Genomic DNA, 19,814 nt, shown 5'->3' with positions numbered 1-19,814 from the left:
TTCGCAAGTCAAATCATCCCAGGTCAGGGCACCATTCTTCATTCACGACACGCAATTAGCGTGAAAGGCCGAGGCTAATGGGCCCGGAGTGTGCTCCCGGTAGGTCACGGCGAGAGGAGCGTGATCGGACAGGCGTTCGGCCGGCGATGGTTCCTTGTCCACCACGACCTCGGTGGCACGGCGCGCCAGACCGGGTGTGGCCAGCTGGTGGTCCACCCGCCAGCCCACGTCCTTGGTGAAGGATCGACCGGCCCAGCTCCACCATGTCAACGGTCCGGGCCGGTCGCCGTGCACCTGTCGCACCACGTCGACCAGCCGTCGCCTGCCCAGTACCGCATCGAACCAGTCGCGGTCCTCCGGGAGGAATCCGTCCATCGTGCGGGCCGCCCGCCAGTTGGTCACGTCGTGCTGCGTATGCGCGATGTTGAGGTCGCCCACGAGGAGGAACTCGCGACCGTTGCGTAGAGCATTGAGACGACTGCGGTCGAGCTCGCGGGCGAACGCCGTGAGGAATCGCCGCTTGCGCTCATGCTTGAGCCCTCCGTCCGGTGTGTCCCGCATCGCGCCCGCCCGTTGCAGATGTGCGGGCAATCCGCCCTTCGGCAGGTAGAGACAGGCGACCGTCAGGTCCCGATCGGCGAGGTCGGCCTCGACGTATCGGCCGTGCGCGGCGAACTCGGCGAGACCGCGGGCGCGGGGCGGATGAGTCACCCACGTCCGCACTGCGGCTGCGGTCTGTCTGGTCAGGATGGCCACCCCGTTGCGACCGGCCACGGCGCCGACGTCGGCAGCCACCGAGTAGCCGGGAAAGTGCCCGAGTTCGGATGCGGGACAACGCAGTTCTTGAATTGCGAGAACATCCGGCGACCGGACGGCCAGCCAACGATCGAATCCGCGCCGACGCGCTGCCCGAATCCCGTTGACATTGAACGAGGCGACCGTGAACGTGTCGGCGTCAGAATCTGCGTCGGTCGGTGTCACACCGGACACTCTTACCGAGCACCCGCGGTGTCGACAACCCGTACGAGGTCACACGTTCACGAGAAGATCAACTTTGTCTTTCGCGAACCCACTGTCCATAGTGGACGTTTCGGTCGACGGGAGGACGCGTACATGAGCGGGCAGAACACGGCGAGCACACAGGTCGACGAGGAGCAGCGGCACGTCGACGCGATGTACGAGCGCCTCGACGAGACGGTGCGTACCGAACGCACCGCACATGAGCGCGCTCTGGCGGTACTCGTCGACGATCCCGGTGACCGCTATGCGCGGGACCTCGAGGTCGCGAGATCAGCGGAGAACGTCCGCCGGATGCACGCGGCCGAACGGTCCTTGTGTTTCGGACGTATCGATACCTCCGGCCATCGAGAGTCGCTGCACATCGGCCGTGTCGGTCTGCGCACCGAGTCGGACGAACTGCTGTTGGTCGACTGGCGTGCCGAGGCGGCGCGGCCCTTCTATGCCGCGACGATGGCCGCTCCGATGGGGGTGCGCCGACGCCGGCACGTCCGGCTCGACGGCCGGCACGTCGTCGACGTCACCGACGAGATACTCGACGGCAGCGCGCCCACGCCCGAAGACGTGGTCGGCGACGGTCCGCTCGCCTCTGCGCTGAGCGCGGCCCGTACCGGCCGGATGCAGGATGCGGCGGCGACGCTCCAGTCCGAGCAGGACGCGATCGTACGTTCCCCCCATCGCGGGATCATGGTCGTCGACGGCGGCCCGGGCACCGGAAAGACGATCGTGGCCCTGCACCGTGCGGCGTATGTGCTCTACGCCTTTCCCGCCGTCGCCGATCGAGGTGTGCTCGTGTTCGGCCCGAACCGGCGATTCCTCACCTACATCTCCGAGGTGCTGCCGTCTCTCGGCGAGAACGACGTACAACTGGCGACGATGGCAGACCTCGTCGGCACAGAAGACGCACGGCCCGAACCGGATTCCATCGCTCGCATCAAGGGCCGCGTGGCGATGGCCGAGGGTCTCTCCCGCTGGGTGCAGCGTCACCAACCACGGCACGCCTCGCTGCAATTCCCCATCGGCGGCGACACGATCGTCTTCGACTCCGGCACTGTCGACGGCGCGCGACGACGCGCCCTGCAGGGCGGCGTCGGCCACAACCGCGCCCGAGAACTCTTCGCCGAGTTCGTCGTCGACGACCTGGTGAACGAGCTGGAGCAACGCTCCGCACGGGAAACCGCCGAGTTCGAGGCAGAACTCGAAGCGATAGGTATCGACCTGGACCGCCTCGGCCCCGACGACCGGCCACACACCGATCTCGCGGATGATTCGGAGATCGACTGGGAGGGTGTCCGCGAGGAACTCCTCGAGGATCGGGCCATCGACCGGGTGATCGCGAAGGTATGGCAGCGACTCGACGCGGACGAGGTCGTCCGCGGCTTCCTGAACGACCGCGATGCGTTGACCGAGGTGCTGCCCGATGTCTCGGCGGAAGAGATCTCACTTCTGGGTGCAAGCGACGACGACCCTTGGGGCACTGCCGATCTCGCCCTGCTCGACGAAGCACGCGCCCTCGTCGACGGAGGTCCCCCGACGATCTACGGTCACCTGGTCGTCGACGAGGCCCAGCAGCTCTCCGAGATGGGATGGCGGGCGCTGATGCGTCGCTGCCCCGCGCGCTCGATGACCATCGTAGGTGATCTCGCGCAGGCCGGGCCGGCGACGACGATCCGGAGCTGGGCCGATGCGCTGAGCCCCTTCGTCGACGACCGGTTCATCCGCCACACGCTGACGGTCAACTACCGGACGACCGCCGAGATCATCTCGGCGAGCGCATCCCTGCTCGGCCAGATCGCGCCCGATCAACAGCCCTCGCGCTCGATCCGGCACGGCGAGCCGCCGCGGATCGTCGACGTGGCCGACGATGCCATCGGTGCCGCGGTGGAGGAGATGGTGGCGCACACCGTGCAGGCGCACCCGGATGAGCTGATCGGGGTCGTCGCCACGACGAATCGTTCTGCCTTCCTGGAATCCCGAATCCCCCAGAGCGCGGCCACCGTCGTCGCGGCACCGGATGCGCGTGGCCTCGAGTTCGACACCGTGATCATCGTCGACCCGGCGGCGATTCGAGCCACCGGCGAGGCGGGTCTGCGCGACCTCTACGTCGCCCAGACGCGCGCGACCAAGCGTCTCGTCAGTCTGCGAGTGATCTGAGCGTGCGTCCGGATACCCTGCGCTGCAGGAACATCGGGGCGAGGCAGTATCGCTAGCGGCCGCGAGAACGACGGGTCGCGCGCCGCACGATCGAACGCAACTTGCCCACCCGAGGGCCGATCTCCCGCTCGAAACCATGATCGGTCGGGTGATAGTAGTCGACCCCGACCAGCTCGTCTGGTGGATACTGCTGCGCGACAACACCGTCCGGGTCGTCGTGCGGATAACGGTAGCCGACGCCGCTGCCCATTTTCTTGGCGCCGCCGTAGTGGCTGTCGCGCAGATGCGCGGGTACCGCCCCCGCCTTGCCCGCCTCCACGTCGGCCAGCGCGGCTCCGATAGCCGCCACCACCCCAGCCGATTTGGGTGCGGTGGCCAGGTGGATGGTGGCCTGCGTGAGCGCGAGTTTGGCCTCCGGCATCCCGACGAGGGCAACGACCTGGGCGGCGGCGACCGCAGTCTGCAACGCGGTCGGGTCGGCCATCCCGATGTCCTCGCTGGCGTGGATCATCAGTCGCCGCGAGATGAAGCGCGGATCCTCCCCGGCCGCGATCATCCGGGCCAGATAGTGCAGAGCTGCGTCGACGTCGGAACCGCGGATCGATTTGATGAACGCCGAGGTGACGTCGTAGTGCTGATCGCCATCCCGGTCGTAGCGCACGGCGGCTTTGTCGATCGCCGCCTCCACGTCCGGGAGATCGACCTGCGCGGGGGTGCCGGCATCATCGGGATGTTCCTGCGTGACCACGTCGGCGGCGGCCTCCAGCGCGGTCAGCGCGCGGCGTGCGTCCCCACCGGAGACGGCGATGAGGTGGTCGTAGGCGGCGTCGGTGACACTCACCCGGCCACCGAGTCCGCGGTCGTCGGCGACGGCCCGGCGCAAGACCTCGCGCACGTCGTCGTCGGTGAGCGAGCGCAACCGCAGTACCAATGACCGCGACAGCAGTGGCGAGACCACCGAGAACGACGGGTTCTCGGTGGTGGCCGCCACGAGTAGCACGATCCGGTTCTCGACGGCGTCGAGCAGCGCGTCTTGCTGAGTCTTGGAGAAGCGGTGGACCTCGTCGATGAACAAGACGGTCTGTTCGCCCTCGAGGAGCCGGCGGCGCGCCATCTCGATGACCGCACGCACCTCCTTGACACCTGCCGACAACGCCGACAGCGCCTCGAACCGGCCCCCGGCAGCGTTCGAGATCAACGAGGCCATGGTCGTCTTGCCGGTGCCGGGCGGACCGTACAGGAGAACCGAGGCCGCGCCCGACCCGTCGATGAGCCGCCGCAGCGGGGATCCCGGCCCGAGTAGGTGTTGCTGCCCGACGATCTCGTCGAGCGAACGCGGTCGCATCCGGACCGCCAGCGGTGCGGACACCGACGGCGCGGGCATGCCACCGGTGCCGGACCCGGGATCAGGGGTGGCGAAGAGTCCGTTCATCGCCGGTCAGGACAGCCAGACGCGGTGCAGTGCGCCCCCGATCGCGGCCGCGAAATCGGCGATGTCCTCGTCGACGTCCTGCGCCGCGGACGCGAGGTCGGACCAGCGCGCGACGATGACCCGGGGATCGTTGGTGTGCAGCGCCCAATCGTGTGCATGCTCGGCGGTGATCGCCGCAACCGCAGCCGGCAACGCGGGGTCCGCGCCCGACGGGAGCGCGGCATCATCGGGCAGCATCCAGTCGGTGGACAGCCACGCCCACAACAGTCGGGCGGTCACGAGCTGGCGCTGCAGGTCGACGTCCCGGCGCAAGGCCGGCCAGATGCCATGGACCTCCGAGCGCCAGGCATCGACCATCGCGGTCTCGAGCTCGCCGCGGCGATCGAGGGCGTGCGGGCCGAGCTGTGCGGTGAACGTCACCAGGGCGTAGGCGATGTCGAGGGTGGCGTCGCGGAATCCGCCCCACTCATAGTCCATGAACTGCACCCCGGCCTCGTTGAGCAGGATGTTCTCCGGGCCCACATCCGATGGACTGAACGCCCGGTGCTCCCCCTCGTCGAACAGCGCACAGGCGGCATCGAGCGCCCCGAAGACCGCGCAGCCCATCTCCACACCGAGATCGGCGGCCCGCGTGCGCGCCAGACGTACCGCGCGCCTCGCCTCCTCGCCGAGCAGATCGCGTCCCTCGGTTCCCGACGGACCGCGCCGGACCAGCGCATCGAAGTCGCCCTCGCCACCGACGGTCGCAGCGTGCATCCGGCCCAGCGCCTGCCCCCACGCGCTGACCACCCGAGAGATCTCGATGACATCGACGCCGCCGAGCAGCGTGGTCATGGCGTTGCCGCGACCGAGGTCGGAGAGCACCATGAGGCGTGCTTGCGGATCGGGCGCGATGAGCTGGGGTCCCGGCCGCGACTCGGTGGGCAGCGCGGTCGCGTACTTGTACGACGCGATCTCGCGATGGAACGCGTGCGGGTCCTCGTGCTCCGGCAGCGCTTTGATGACGAGGGTGCGGTCCATCGACAGGGGGTTCTGGGCGACGCGTACACGCACCACGGTCGTGCGCCCGCTTCCCCCGAGATCTTCCGGTTCGGCGAGCACGACCGGCGAACCGGCTCGATGCGACAACAGGGCCTCTGCGGCGCGCACCACGCTGGTGATGCGGCCTTCTGTGATGACCGTCATGGCGTCTACCAAGGTACCCAATCTCTCAGACACTCGTCACCGCGCGTGGATATTTCGTCATCGAACAGAGGACTTTCGGCCCTGCCGGGTGAATCCGCTCAGTCCGCATGTGTGACGGCTTTCGACTCCGGGCCGCAGGCCTGCTCGGCGTCGGGCCGGAGGTCGGCGCCGGGATCGAGATCGATGGGGCTGACATCGACCGATACCTCGATCTCGCTGCGGGTGGCATCGGTGTAGATGACTCCCCGCAGGGGCGGCACATCGTCGTAGTCGCGGCCCCACGCGACGGTGACGTGGCGTTCGTCGACGAGTTTGTCGTTCGTCGGATCGAAAGGCAGCCAGCGCCCGTCGGGCAGCCAGACCGCCGCCCATGCGTGGCTTGCGTCGGCGCCGAAGATCCGTTCGCGTCCCGGCGGCGGATCGGTGGCCAGGTAGCCCGATTCGTAGCGCCCGGCCAGCCCCACCGACCGCAGGCAGGCAATCGCCACGCGCGCGAAGTCCTGGCATACGCCCTCGCGGCGCCCCATGACGGTGGCCACGCGCGTACTGATGGCCGTCGACCCCGAGCGGTAGGTGAAGTCGGTGTGGATACGGGAGGTCAGGTCGGTGACGGCCTCGATGAGCGGCCGGCCGGGGGTGAACACCGACGCGGCGTACTCGGTTACCGCCTCGCCGATCTCCGGCGGATCGAGATCCAGGACGAACTCGATGGCCGAGGGCGGCCCGACCACGCCCGGCCGGGCCTGTTCCCACGGTGTCCGGGCCGCCGGACCGACCAGCAGACCCGCGTCGACGGGATCGACGTCGACGATCGACGTGCCGGTGACCACGAGTTCCGTATGTGGTGTGTGCACGTGAAAATAGGTATCGATGTTGCCGTAGACGTCCAGGCCGGTCGAACGGTCGTCGGGCGCTGGATCGATGTCGACGGCATTGTGCACGACCCGCTGGTGGGGCAGGTCACGCGGGATCAGATAGCAGCGTCCGTACGACGACGACACCTCGTCGTCGTAGGTGTAGCGGGTGCGGTGCATCACGCGATAACGACGTGTGCTCCCCGCGGCGGCACGCGGGGTCACGGGTTGCCTCCACCGAAACCCCAGATGGGCTGTGCGGGTAGCGGCAGCGCAAACCGGCTGCGGGCGAGGACGTCGGAGAGCTCCCGGGCACCTTCACGCGCCATGGTTGCCAGATCGACGAGTGCTGCGCGCCGCCCGTCGTCACCGACGGCACCGAGATCGGCCGGGTCGCTGCGTCGCAGTTCCGAGGTCATCTCCTCCACGATCCGCTCGGCGGCCGCCGATCGCAACGAGTCGGGCAGACCGCTCAGATCCGCACGCAGGCGGTCGAATTGGTAGATCATCGCGCGCGGATTCGTCGCGTCGAAGAAGAGCAGTTGCAGAACCGGGAGCATGCGATACAGACCGCGACTGCGGCGACGGTAGATCACCGCGGACTCACCGGCGGTCAGAAATGATTCCAGCAACGCCTGCTCGACCGCCGTCTCCTGCGGCACCTCGAACAACGCCGCCGTGAGGTCGGCCAGGGTGATGACACGTTCGACGCGGCGTCCCACGTCCATGAACAGCCACGCGGCATCATGCACCATCGACTCCGACTGCAGACCCGACAGCCCCAGCACGGCATGCAGGACCTCCTCGTGCACCCGCGCGAGATCCGGTCCGAGATCCAGCGACGCCTCGCCGAAGACGCCCGCGGTGCGCGTGTCGCCTGTCGCAGAGGTGTCGCCGGCGCCGGTGACCTGCCGCGCCATCGACTCGACCGCCCGCTCCATCGGCGTCAGCACCATCCACGTGCTCGTCGACATCTGGTCGCGCACCGCCCGCGCCGCGGCGACGAGACGGTCGACCGCGAACGCGATGGTGCCCGGCACCGTCGCCGCCACGGTGAGATCGGCGATGCGCCCGAGCGCCTCGTCGACCGGCTCGGGCCACGGGTGCCCGCTCGCGTCGTCGGTCCGCAACTGCGCGGTCCGCAGATATTCGGCGGTGCCGGTGACGGTCGCGACCGCGTGCAACAGCAGCGGCACCGCCGACGTGCCCTGCATCCACGGCCGATACTGGAAGTCCTGACAACGTTCCCGGGCCACCCGCGCCAGACGCGTCACCTGCTCGGTCCGTTCGCCGTAGCGGCCGAACCAGAACATGTCGGCCAGTACGCGCGGGCTCGCGCCCGCAGCGGTGTCGAAGTACTCCGACACCGAGATCCGCTCGGTAGCGCCGATGACCTCCTCGGCCGGTTCGCCACGCGTCGCCGACCGACGCGAGACATGGCCTCCGACATCGGGATTGCTCACCCACACGTCCTTGGCGGCGACCGTCTGCAGTGCCGCCCCGCCGACTCCGTCGGCGAGCACCGAGCCGAGACCGCCGGGCATCACCGCATAGGTCGGTCCCTGCGCCACGCTGAACGCCCGGATCGACACCGGTGCCGCCCGCAGCGAACCGGTCCGCGCGCCCACTCCCCCGCCCGGGGTGATGGTCGGCGCCACCGAGTAGGTCTCCAGCGCGCGCCCCACCCATTCGACGCCGTATGCACCGATGCGCTCGGCGAGCTGTGCGCGGCCTGTGGCGTCCATCAGCGCGCCGACGAACTCCTCACCCGTACGGATGTTGGTGATCAACAGGTGGCCGAGGTCGGCGAGCACCTTCGATCGCTGCAGGTCGTCGCCGGCCCAGAAGGTCGGCACCGATCCCAACGCCAATTCCTCGTCGAGCAGCACCGGGGCGAGTCGTTCCAGCACGGTGTGCAGTGCGGGGTTCTCGCACACCCCGCTGCCGATGCTGTTGACAACGGTGACCGTGCCACGTGAGATCGCCTCGACCAGTCCCGCGACGCCCAGCCGCGAGTCGGTGCGCAGATCCAGTGGATCGGCAAAGGCGGCGTCGACTCGCCGCAGGAGGACGTCGACCCGTTTCAGCCGCCCGAGCGAACGCATGTAGACGGCCCCGTCGCGCACGGTGAGGTCGGTGCCCTCCACCAGCGGGAAGCCGAGCATCGACGCGAGATAGGCCTGATCGAAGGCTGTTTCGGACATGCTTCCGGGGCTGAACACGGCCACCGTCGGGTCGTCGACCCCCGGCGGCGCGTAGTCGAGCAGGGCCAGCCGCAAGGTGCCGGCGAACGTTGCGATCGGCCGGGGCGCGCAGGACTGGAACAGTTGCGGGAAGGTGTGCGAGACCAGCCTCCGGTCGACGGTCGCATATCCGATACCCGACGGCGCCTGCGTGCGGTCGGCGTGCGCGACGAAGCGGCCGTCGGCCCGCCGGACCAGGTCGACAGCATGCAAGAACAGGGCGTGCGGCCCGGCGATCTCGAGCCGCGCCGCCTTGCGGAGATAGCCGGGATGGGCGAAAACCATCTCCGGCGGCACCAGACCCGAGGTGATCAACCGCTGGTCGCGGTAGATGTCCCGCAGCAGGAGGTCGAGCAGCATCGACCGCTGGGTGATCGCCTTCTCCAGCGACGCCCATTCGACGCCGTCGATGATCAGTGGGACCGGGTCGACCGACCACGGCCGCGCGACGGTGGTGGCACCGTCGACGACGTTGTAGACGACGCCCTCGTCGCGTGTCGCCGCCGCGAGGCGGGCAGACGCGGTCTGCAACCGGGCGTCACCCCGGACGGCGTAGCCTGCGACGAGTTCGTCCCACGCCGGGCGCGGCGCGCCGGTGGAGTCGAGCATCTCGTCGTAGTGGGCGGGACCGGCGGTGTCGGGGCCGGCGGTGGCGCGCGCACCGCCCTCGCCGATCGATGCGAGGTCGAACAGCGTGTTGCTTTCCGGGAGATACCGGTCGAACACCGCAGGCAGTCGGCCACCCGCAGAATCGGTCACCGGAGAACTGTACGTGCCCGACGTAGGTCGAGAATCGCCGGGACCCCGGCATCGACGGCCGCGCGGGCGGCGCGCTCACGCAACAATCCCACGTCAAGTGTGCCGCTCGTGTGTCCGGACGCCTCGAACCGCCCGTTCCGCCGCGACTCGGCCTCGACCGCGTTCACCGGCGGCCGGTCGTAGGCACGGCCACCCGGGTGGACGATGTGGTAGGTGGCGCCACCGACCGATCGACCGTTGACGATGTCGACGAGGTCGAAGGTCAGCGGGGTGTCGATACCGACGGTCGGGTGCAGTGCGCTCGGCGGCGCCCAGGCCCGGAACCGGATTCCCGCCACCCGCTCCCCCGGCCGCCCGGTACTACTCAGCGGAACGGGAAAGCCATTGCATGTCAACATATATCGATCGTCATCACCGCCGGCGACCCGCACCTGCACCCGCTCGATCGAGGAGTCGACGTAGCGCGCGGTACCGGTCCCGGTGGACTCCTCGCCGAGGGTGTTCCAGGGTTCGATGGCGCCGCGCAGCTCGATCTCCTGATCGCGGATCTGCACGGTGCCCAGGCGTGGGAAGCGGAATTCGGTGAACGGGTCGAGCCACGCGGTGTCGAAGGGGTACCCCGCCTCCCGCAGTTCCGCGGCCACCAACGCGATGTCACCGATGATGTAGTGCGGCAACAGGTATTTTCCATGCAGATCACCGCCGTGCCGAATCGGCCGCGCCCGGTAGGGACTTTCCCAGAACCAGGACACCAACGACCGCACGAGCAGCGACTGCACCATCGCCATCCGGTGATGCGGCGGCATCTCGAAACCCCGCAGTTCCAGCAAGCCGAGTCGCCCGCGCGCCGAATCCGGACTGTAGAGCTTGTCGATGCAGAATTCGGCGCGGTGGGTGTTGCCGGTGATGTCGGTGAGCAGATGGCGCAGGGCCCGGTCGGTGACCCACGGATTGGGCGGGGCGCCGGCGCCCGCGCGCGACGTGGATTTCGCGGCGAGCCGGTCGATCTCGGCAAACGCGATCTCCAGTTCGTAGAGTGCGGACTCACGCCCTTCGTCGACCCGTGGCGCCTGCGAGGTGGTGCCGATGAACTTGCCGCTGAACAAATAGGACAGCGACGGGTGCCGCTGCCAGTACGTCACCATCGACACCAGCAGGTCCGGTCGGCGCAACAATGGCGAATCGGCCGGGGTCGGGCCGCCCAGGGTGATGTGGTTGCCGCCCCCGGTGCCGCCGTGACCGCCGTCGAGATCGAAGGTCTCGGTGCCCAGTCGGCAGTGTCGGGCATGCTCGTAGAGCGACTCCAACATCTCCGACTGCTCCACGAAACTCGTTGTCGGCGCGAGGTTGACCTCGATCACCCCCGGGTCGGGGGTGACGGACATGCTCGTCAGGCGCGGGTCGGCGGGCGGTCCGTAGCCCTCGATGACGACTGCGGTCCCGGTCTGTTCGGCTGCGTCGGCGATCATCTCGACGATCGCCAGGTATTCCTCGAGCGTCGCCGTCGGCGGCAGGAAGACGTACAGCGCATTGCCCCGCTTCTCGGCGACGACGGCGGTGCGCGGCACGAACTCGCCCGGGTCCAGCTCCCGCACCTCGTGCCCCAGCTCGTCGGCTGGCTGGTCGGGCAACCGATCATGCAGCGCCGATGGATCGGAGACGAACACCGTCGGAGCCGGCCCCCACGACAGTGAGTTCAGTGGCAGCCGTAGTCCCGCGGGCGAGGTGCCCGCGGTGAGCACCAGTCTGCCGCGCCGCGTCGTCCACCGTGGACTGTGCCATGCGGTGTCGTCCGCAGATCGGCTCAGCGGCAACACGTACGCCGTCGGATACACGACGGCGGCGTCGAGCCGGCCGAGCAGTTCACGGCGCACGGCCGTCGAGTCGGTACCGGGTTCGATGTCGGACGCGGGGTCGTCGCCCTCCACCGCCGCCTCCGCGCGGGCGTACGCACGGACGGTCGGCGCGGTCGGGTCGAGGCCCGGATCGCCGGGCGGCAGTGCGGCGAATGCACGCATCCGGACGAGCGGATCCTCGAATGCCGGCATCACCTGCGCGGGCGGCAGCCCCAGCCGGGATGCGAAGGCCAACAGCAGGCCGTGGGCGGCGTCGGCGCCGTCGGCGGTCGCGTCCGCGCCTGCGGTCTCGATGCGCAGGCTCTCCGCAGCCGCCGCTGCGTCGGCCCAGGGGTCGCCGAGCAGCTCCGGCCGCCGCCAGATCGGCACCCCGTCGGTGCGCCACATCACCGCTATCTGCCAGCGGGGCAACGGTTCCCCCGGATACCACTTGCCCTGGCTGCGCTGCACGAGGCCCTGCGGGGCATACTCGCGCTGCAGCCGACCGGCGAGTTCGGACGCCAGCTGACGTTTGTGCGGGCCGTCGGCCGCGGTCGTCCATTCCGGGTCCCTCCGATTGTCGACGGAGACGAAGGTCGGCTCGCCGCCCATCGTCAGCCGGACATCGTTCGCCGCCATCTTCCCGTCCAGGCCCGCGCCGAGTTCGACCACCCGGTCCCACTGAGAAGACATGTACGGCAGCGTGACCCGCGGATCCTCATGGAATCGACTGACCGTGTTGGAGAAGTCGAGCGTGGCGTGGCACGGACCGGTCGAGCCGGTGATCGGGGCGGCCGCGCCGGGACTCGGGGTGGCCGCAAGCGGGATGTGGCCCTCCCCCGCGAACAGCCCCGAGGTCGGATCCATACCTACCCAGCCGGCACCGGGCAGGTACACCTCGGTCCAGGCGTGCAGGTCGGTGAAGTCGGCGGCAGGTCCCGACGGACCGTCCAGGGATCGGACGTCGGAGGTCAGTTGCACCAGATATCCGGATACGAATCGTGCGGCCAACCCCAGTTCACGCAGCAGCGCGACGAGCAGCCACGCCGAGTCCCGGCACGAACCGATCGCGCTGGACAACGTGTATTCCGGGCTCTGCACGCCCTGCTCGAGGCGCACCGTGTAGCCGACGGCGCGCTGCACGGCCTGATTCAGCCCGACGAGGAAGTCGATGACGCGGATCTTCCGGATCGGCCGGTGTGCCGCGGCGAACTCGGCGATCGCCGGATGCACCGGCGCCCCCGCGAACTCGCCCGCGGTGACCCCGATCGGCCGCAGGTAGGCCTCGAGATCCTCCTTGAGGTCGTCGGGGTAGGCGAAGCCGTAGTGTTCGGCCCACTCCTCGATGAAGAAGTCGAACGGGTTGACCGCGGTCAGGTCGGCGATCATCCCGACCGTGATGGTCAGTGATGCCGATGGCTCCGGAAAGACAAGTCGCGCAAGGTAATTGCTGAATGCATCCTGCTGCCAGTTGAGGAAGTGTGCGGTGGGCTCGACCGTCAAGGAGTAGGCCTCGATCGGTGTCCGCGAATGCGGCGCCGGGCGCAACCGGACCACGTGCGGGAAGATCTTGACGGGCCGGTCGAAGGTGTAGCTGGTGCGGTGCTCCAGCGCTACCTTGATGGTCACAGCAGACCACCTACCTCTCGGTCACCTGACGTGGATTCTCGCCACCGCCGGGTGCAGTGCACCGCGACAGCTGCTCTCGAGAAATCAGATCACGAAAGTGCCGGGACCGCCTGCCGTGCGACCGGCGTCACTGGCGAGGCCGGTCAGATCCCCGCGTTCGTGGGCTCCGCGGGTGGCGTGTCGGAGCCCGGAATCGGCTTCGGTGCCGGCTTGGCATCGATGCCGGATTCCTTGCGCTGCTGCGCGGTGATCGGCGCCGGGGCATCGGTGAGCGGGTCCACGCCACCGCCGGACTTGGGGAACGCGATGACCTCGCGGATCGACGACTCACCGGCCAACAGCGCGGTGATGCGATCCCAACCGAACGCGATGCCGCCGTGCGGCGGCGCGCCATAGGCAAAGGCGTCGAGGAGGAAGCCGAACTTCTCCTGCGCCTCTTCGGGGCCGATGCCCATGATCTCGAACACCCGCTCCTGCACGTCGCGCCGATGGATACGGATCGAGCCACCGCCGATCTCGTTGCCGTTGCAGACGATGTCGTAGGCATACGCCAGCGCGGCACCCGGATCGGACTCGAGACGCTCCAGCGATTCCGGCGTCGGCGAGGTGAACGCGTGGTGCACCGCGGTCCAGGCTCCGGAGCCGACGGCGACGTCACCGGCGGCGGTCGCCTCGTCGGCGGGCTCGAACAGGGGCGCGTCGACGACCCAGGTGAAGGCCCAGGCGGCGGTGGTGGGATCGATCGGGTCGCCGGGTGCCGGGATGAGGCCCAGCCGGGTGGCGATCTCCACGCGCGCGGCACCGAGCAGGGCGCGCTGCGCCCGCGCCGGACCGGCCGCGAAGAACACACAGTCGCCCGGTTGCGCGCCGACGTGGGCAGCCAGCCCGGCGCGCTCGGCATCGGAGAGATTCTTGGCCACCGGGCCGCCCAGGGTGCCGTCCGCGCCGACGAGTACGTAGGCCAATCCTCTGGCCCCGCGCTGCTTGGCCCATTCCTGCCACGCATCGAGCGTGCGACGTGGCTGTGACGCACCGCCGGCCATGACGACCGCGCCGACATAGGGTGCCTGGAAGACCCGGAACGGCGTATCGGCGAAGTACTCGGCGCATTCGACCAACTCGATACCGAAACGCAGGTCCGGCTTGTCGGTGCCGAATCGCCGCATCGCGTCGGCGTAGGTGATGCGCGGGATCGGGCTCGGCAACTCCACCCCGATCAGTCGCCACAGGCCGACCAGGATCTCCTCGGCGAGCGTGATGACGTCGTCTTGATCGACGAAGCTCATCTCGACGTCGAGCTGGGTGAACTCGGGCTGGCGGTCCGCGCGGAAGTCCTCATCGCGGTAGCAGCGGGCGATCTGGAAGTAGCGTTCCATTCCGGCGACCATCAACAACTGCTTGAACAGCTGCGGACTCTGCGGCAGCGCGTAGAAGTTGCCCGGCTGCAGGCGCGCGGGTACCAGGAAGTCACGGGCGCCTTCCGGGGTCGAACGGGTCAGCGTCGGTGTCTCTATCTCGACGAAGTCCCGCGCGAGCAGGACCCCGCGGGCGGCCGCGTTCACCTTGGACCGCAGCCGCAGGGCCGCACCGGGGCGTTCCCGGCGCAGGTCCAGGTAGCGGTGGCGCAGACGGGTCTCCTCGCCCGGATTCTCGTCGAGTTGGAACGGCAGCGGCGCTGCCTCGTTGAGGACCTCGAGTGCGACGGCGTTGATCTCGATCTCGCCGGAGGCGAGGTTCGGGTTCTCGCTGCCCTCGGGACGCGCCTCGACGACACCGGTCACCGCGATGCAGTACTCGGCACGCAGACGGTGTGCGGCAGCGGCGACCGCCTCGTCCCGGAAGACCACCTGGACCAGCCCGGAACTGTCACGCAGATCGATGAACACCACGCCACCGTGGTCGCGCCGGCGGGACACCCAGCCGGCGACGGTGACGGTCTGCGTGGCGTCGGCGCGGCGCAGGGAACCGGCGAGATGCGTGCGGAGCACAGAAGTCCTTCCTCAGGGCTGACATCGAGATCGTGGGCGCGAACCCGTGACAATCGTACGTAGGGCGCAATAGTACGGAGGACGCCGACACCGGCCCGCACCGCCCGGACTCCTCGATACGCTGAGCACATGACTTTTCAGGGCAGCGGCCCGCTCGACACCGGGAACGTCTCCGGTGGCGGCGGGGGCGGCGGTGGTCGCATCGCACTCGGCGGTGGCGTCGGATTGATCGTGACCGTCGTGGCGCTGCTGTTCGGAATCAATCCCGGCGACATCATGGGCGGCGGAACCGGATCGACCGACTCGACCTCGGCGTCGGCCTCGGCGATCGACCAGCACGTCGCGTCGTGCACCATCGAGAAGGCCAATCAGGGCGACGCGGTCTGCCGGATCGTCGCCACCACCAACAGCCTCGATCAGGTCTGGCCGTCGTTGATGAACGGCTACACCCCGCCCAAGACCGTGATCTTCAGCGGATCGGTGAACACCGGCTGTGGTGCCGCGACGTCGGCGACCGGCCCGTTCTACTGCCCCGCCGACAAGACCGCCTACTTCGACCCGGACTTCTTCGAGACCCTGGTCCAGATGGGCGGCAGCAACGGCCCACTCGCGCAGGAGTACGTGGTGGCCCACGAGTACGGTCATCACGTGCAGAATCTGACCGGCGCACTGCGCAAGGGCCAGCAACTCGGTTCGCAGGGCCCGCGGTCGGGATCGGTTCGGGTGGAGTTGCAGGCCGACTGCCTGGCCGGGGTCTGGGCCAACCATGCCGGTGGCGCGGGCTATGACGTCCGGCTGCAGCAACTGACCCCCCAGGACATCGCCGGGGTCATCCAGACGGCCAAGGCGATCGGTGACGACACCATCCAGGGCGCCGGCTCCAACCCCGAGGGCTGGACGCACGGATCGGCGCAGCAACGGGCGCGCTGGTTCAGCACCGGTTATCAGGGTGGCGACCCCAAACGGTGCGATACGTTCGCCACCAACGATCTGTGATGGCCGATATGCGGCCGGACGACTCGGCGCGGCCGGATAATCCGCCTCAGCCGCGTCGCCCACGCACCGCCGTCGACGCGCTCGCCGACGCGCATCTGCAGGCGAGCGCCGCCGCCGACCCGATCCTGGCGACCGAGATGGGCATCGGCGGACACGACGCACGGCTGACCGACTTCTCCCCCGACGCCATCCGGGCGCGTGCCGACCAGGCGCGCGCGACTCTCGCTGCGCTGGCGGCGACCGAACCCGCCGATGACGTCGACCGGGTCACCATCGCCACGATGTCGGGCTCGCTGCGGCGCGAGACGGCCCTGGCCGATGCGGGTGAGCTGACCGGCGTATGCAACGTGATCTCCTCTCCCCTGCAGGCGATCCGCGACATCTTCGACCTGATGGACACCGGTACCGAGGCGGCCCGGCACGACATGCTCGCCCGGCTCGCGGCGATCCCGCAATGCCTGGACTCCGTGATCGCCGGACTCGATATTCGGCGCAGCGTCGGCCCGCCGATCGCGCGTCGCCAGGTAGAACTCGTTGCGGCCCAAGCGGACCGGGCCCTCACCGCGATTCTGGCCAACACCGGACCGGCCGCGGCCGACCCGGCCCTCGCCGCGGATCTCGAATCCGCAACCACCCGTGCGGGTTCGGCGTTTGCGGCATTCGCCGATCATCTGCGTACCCGCGTGCACCCCGCTGCCGTCGCCGACGACGCGATCGGCCGGGAACGCTATCTCCTCCACCTGCCGTATTACCTCAGCGCCGATGTCGATCCCGACGAGGCCTACGCGTGGGCGCTGACGCAACTGCACGAGATCACCGAGGAGCAACAGACCATCGCGGCGCACATGCTGCCCGGTGGCACGGTCGCCGACGCCCTGGCCGCCCTCGACGCCGATCCCCGATATCAGATCCACGACAAACAGGCCTTCGTCGACTGGATGCAGGCCACCTCCGACGCCGCCGTCGAGGGGCTGGCCGGAACCCACTTCGAGGTCCCCGCCCGGCTGACCCGCCTCGAATGCCACCTCGCGCCGTCGGCGACCGGGATCATCTACTACACCCAGCCGAGCGCCGACCTGCGCCGCCCCGGCCGGATGTGGTGGGCGGTCCCGCCGGGCCAGACGGTGTTTCACACGTGGCAGGAAAAGACGACCGTCTACCACGAGGGCGTGCCCGGCCATCACCTGCAACTCGGCTCCGCGATCGTCGACGACGAGTTGAACTCGTGGCGCAAGCTGGCCTCGTTCACCTCCGGGCACGGCGAGGGCTGGGCGCTCTACGCCGAACGCCTCATGGCCGAACTCGGCTGGCTCGACGACCCGGGCGACCGCATGGGCATGCTCGATTCGCAGCGGCTACGCGCCGCCCGGGTGGTCGTCGACATCGGGGTGCACTGCCGGCTGCGGGCGCCCGAGGAGGTCGGCGGCGGCGTCTGGGACGCCGAAAAAGCCTGGGCATTCCTGAGCTCCGCGGTCGCCATGGACCGGGCGGTACTGCGCTTCGAACTCGACCGCTACCTCGGCTGGCCCGGTCAGGCGCCGTCCTACGCACTCGGACAACGGGTCTGGCAACAGACCCGCCACACCGCGCTGGCCGCCCATCCCGACTGGACGCTCAAGGAGTTCCACACGCGGGCCCTGGCATTGGGCGGGGTGAGCCTCGACGTACTTGCCGAGGAGATGGCGCACCCGGGGTGATCTCGCCGACAGCGCCCGAATTCGCGCCGTCACCGGCTCAGCCCAACAGGCCGCGTACCGCGTCGACCAGACCGTCCAGAGCCGCCTGATGCTGCTCGCCGGTCGCGAGGTTCTTGATCTCGATCTTGCCCTCGGCCATCTCGCGCTCCCCGAGCACCAGCGCCAGCCGGGCACCGGAACGATCGGCGGCCTTCATCGCGCCCTTGAGGCCGCGGTCGCCGTAGGCGATATCGACACTGATCCCCGCCGCGCGCAGGTCGCCTGCGACAGAGACCAATTCGGCCTTCGCGGCGCCGCCGAGCGGGACGCCGAAGACCTGTACGCGCGCGGCGTCCGCACCGGCGACGCCTTCGGCTTGCATGGCGAGCATGGTGCGGTCGACGCCGAGCCCGAAACCGATGCCCGAGAGATCCTGCTTACCGCCGATCTGTTTCATCAACCCGTCGTAGCGGCCGCCGCCGCCGATTCCCGACTGTGCGCCGAGGCCGTCGTGGACGAACTCGAAGGTCGTCTTGGTGTAGTAGTCGAGCCCGCGGACCAGTCTGGGATTGAGCTCATAGGGCACGCCGAGCCGCTTCAGGTGGGTGAGCACCGTGTCGAAGTGCGCGCGTGCATCGTCGCCGAGGTAATCGAGAAGCAGCGGCGCGCCGGCGGTGGCCGCCTTGATCTCGGGACGTTTGTCGTCGAGGACCCGCAGCGGGTTGAGTTCGGCGCGCTTCCGGGTCGGCTCGTCGAGGTCGAGCCCGAAGAGGAACTGCTGCAACGCTTCTCGATAACGAGGTCGGCTATCGTCATCACCGAGTGAGGTGATCTCGAGCCGGAACCCGGACAGCCCGAGCCGGCGGTACCCCTCGTCGGCGATCGCGATCACCTCGGCATCGAGGGCCGGGTCGTCGATGCCGATGGCCTCCACACCGACCTGCTGCAACTGCCGGTACCGGCCGGTCTGCGGCTTCTCGTACCGGAAGAACGGTCCCGCATAGCACAGTTTCACCGGTAGCTGCCCGCGGTCGAGGCCGTGCTGGATGACCGCGCGCATGACCCCGGCCGTACCCTCCGGGCGCAACGTGACCGAGCGGCCACCGCGGTCGGCGAAGGTGTACATCTCCTTGCTGACGACATCGGTGGATTCCCCGACGCCACGGGCGAACAGCGTGGTGTCCTCGAAGACCGGCAGCTCGATGTGACCGTATCCGGCGCGTCGGGCCGCCTCGGTGAGGGTGTCGCGCACCTTACGGAAGTCCGCGGAGACCGGCGGGTAGTAATCCGGAATGCCACGGGGTGCGGCGAAGTCGCTGCTCACAGGCCGAATCGTCCCTTCTTGCTGTCGGCGCCGAGGTCGGCGAGAAACGGATTGCCTGCGCGTTCGGCACCGATGGAGGTCTGCGGGCCGTGTCCCGGCAGCACCTGCGTGCCGTCGGATCGGGTCAGCAGTTGCCGTGCGATCGAGTCGAGCAACTGCTGGTGGTTGCCACCGGGCAGATCGGTCCGGCCGATCGACCCCGAGAACAATACGTCACCGGAGAAGCAGACCGGCACGGTGTGGCCCTGGGCTCCGCCGGCGTCGACGGCCGGCACGTCGAGGGTGAGCAGCACCGACCCCTGGGTATGGCCGGGCGCGTGGTCGACGGCCAGCGACAGCCCGGCGACCTCGACGGTCTCACCGTCGGCGAACTCGATGACCTTCGCCGGTTCGCGGAACGTCAGTGAACCGATCATCGGCCCCAGCGCCGGCCCGAGCCCCACGGCCGGATCGGCGAGCATCGGCCGATCGTCGGGGTGGATATATGCGGGAATCGAGAATTCGTCGCACAGTTCGGCGGCGTTCCACGTGTGATCGAGATGCCCATGGGTCAGCAAGACGGCCACCGGCGTGAGACGGTGTTCGGCGAGCAGCTCCCGCACGCGGGGGGCGGCGTCCTGTCCGGGATCGACGATGATCGCCTCGGCGCCCGCTGCGGTGGCGACGAGATAACAGTTGGTCTGGAACATGCCCGCGGGGAAGCCGGTGATCAGCATGGTCTC

Annotated in this window: 12 protein-coding genes; 3 read left to right on the top strand and 9 right to left on the bottom strand. The window is 69.0% G+C overall.

Going from position 1 to position 19,814, the window contains the following annotated elements:
• Positions 1-42: 42 nt before the first annotated feature.
• Positions 43-981 (bottom strand): exodeoxyribonuclease III, encoded by a 939-nt coding sequence (locus tag ACLQ3C_RS19585; protein ID WP_425706761.1) that lies wholly within the window; start codon positions 979-981, stop codon positions 43-45.
• Between the two features lie 132 nt (positions 982-1,113).
• Here ACLQ3C_RS19585 and ACLQ3C_RS19580 point away from each other — a divergent pair, with 132 nt between their 5' ends.
• Positions 1,114-3,171 (top strand): HelD family protein, encoded by a 2,058-nt coding sequence (locus ACLQ3C_RS19580; protein WP_425706760.1) that lies wholly within the window; start codon positions 1,114-1,116, stop codon positions 3,169-3,171.
• A 52-nt stretch (positions 3,172-3,223) separates the two neighbouring features.
• Here the strand turns inward: ACLQ3C_RS19580 and ACLQ3C_RS19575 are convergent, their stop codons facing one another.
• From ACLQ3C_RS19575 to aspS, 6 genes are all read right to left on the bottom strand, one after another.
• Complete coding sequence (locus ACLQ3C_RS19575; RefSeq protein ID WP_425706759.1) at positions 3,224-4,603, bottom strand: replication-associated recombination protein A; 1,380 nt, start codon at positions 4,601-4,603, stop codon at positions 3,224-3,226.
• Positions 4,604-4,609: 6 nt separating this feature from the next.
• Positions 4,610-5,788 carry a hypothetical protein gene (locus ACLQ3C_RS19570; protein WP_425706758.1) on the bottom strand — a complete coding sequence of 393 codons (1,179 nt, stop codon included), beginning with the start codon at positions 5,786-5,788 and terminating at the stop codon, positions 4,610-4,612.
• 98 nt (positions 5,789-5,886) lie between these two features.
• A complete protein-coding gene (locus ACLQ3C_RS19565; protein WP_425706767.1) occupies positions 5,887-6,822 on the bottom strand; it encodes a transglutaminase family protein in 936 nt (311 codons plus the stop codon).
• A gap of 41 nt (positions 6,823-6,863) precedes the next feature.
• Positions 6,864-9,644 carry a circularly permuted type 2 ATP-grasp protein gene (locus tag ACLQ3C_RS19560; protein ID WP_425706757.1) on the bottom strand — a complete coding sequence of 927 codons (2,781 nt, stop codon included), beginning with the start codon at positions 9,642-9,644 and terminating at the stop codon, positions 6,864-6,866.
• Positions 9,641-13,108 carry a DUF2126 domain-containing protein gene (locus ACLQ3C_RS19555; protein ID WP_425706756.1) on the bottom strand — a complete coding sequence of 1,156 codons (3,468 nt, stop codon included), beginning with the start codon at positions 13,106-13,108 and terminating at the stop codon, positions 9,641-9,643. Before ACLQ3C_RS19555 ends, ACLQ3C_RS19560 begins: the two co-directional genes overlap by 4 nt.
• Positions 13,109-13,251: 143 nt before the next feature.
• Complete coding sequence (gene aspS, locus ACLQ3C_RS19550) at positions 13,252-15,096, bottom strand: aspartate--tRNA ligase (protein ID WP_425706755.1); 1,845 nt, start codon at positions 15,094-15,096, stop codon at positions 13,252-13,254.
• A 129-nt stretch (positions 15,097-15,225) separates the two neighbouring features.
• Between aspS and ypfJ the strand changes: the two genes are divergently transcribed.
• On the top strand, positions 15,226-16,092 hold the full coding sequence (gene ypfJ, locus ACLQ3C_RS19545; RefSeq protein ID WP_425706754.1) for a KPN_02809 family neutral zinc metallopeptidase: 867 nt from the start codon (positions 15,226-15,228) through the stop codon (positions 16,090-16,092).
• An 8-nt stretch (positions 16,093-16,100) separates the two neighbouring features.
• Positions 16,101-17,789 (top strand): DUF885 domain-containing protein, encoded by a 1,689-nt coding sequence (locus ACLQ3C_RS19540; protein ID WP_425706766.1) that lies wholly within the window; start codon positions 16,101-16,103, stop codon positions 17,787-17,789.
• Positions 17,790-17,826: 37 nt separating this feature from the next.
• Here ACLQ3C_RS19540 and hisS read toward each other — a convergent pair whose 3' ends face one another.
• Both hisS and ACLQ3C_RS19530 read right to left on the bottom strand, forming a co-directional pair.
• Positions 17,827-19,092 (bottom strand): histidine--tRNA ligase, encoded by a 1,266-nt coding sequence (gene hisS, locus ACLQ3C_RS19535; RefSeq protein WP_425706753.1) that lies wholly within the window; start codon positions 19,090-19,092, stop codon positions 17,827-17,829.
• Positions 19,089-19,808 (bottom strand): MBL fold metallo-hydrolase, encoded by a 720-nt coding sequence (locus ACLQ3C_RS19530; RefSeq protein ID WP_425706752.1) that lies wholly within the window; start codon positions 19,806-19,808, stop codon positions 19,089-19,091. Before ACLQ3C_RS19530 ends, hisS begins: the two co-directional genes overlap by 4 nt.
• Positions 19,809-19,814 lie beyond the last annotated feature (6 nt).

The sequence above is a fragment of the Gordonia sp. DT30 genome (assembly GCF_049844915.1).
GTDB lineage: Bacteria > Actinomycetota > Actinomycetes > Mycobacteriales > Mycobacteriaceae > Gordonia.
Note: the sequence above shows the minus strand (reverse complement) of the source record. Positions and strands in the feature narration are given on the sequence as shown.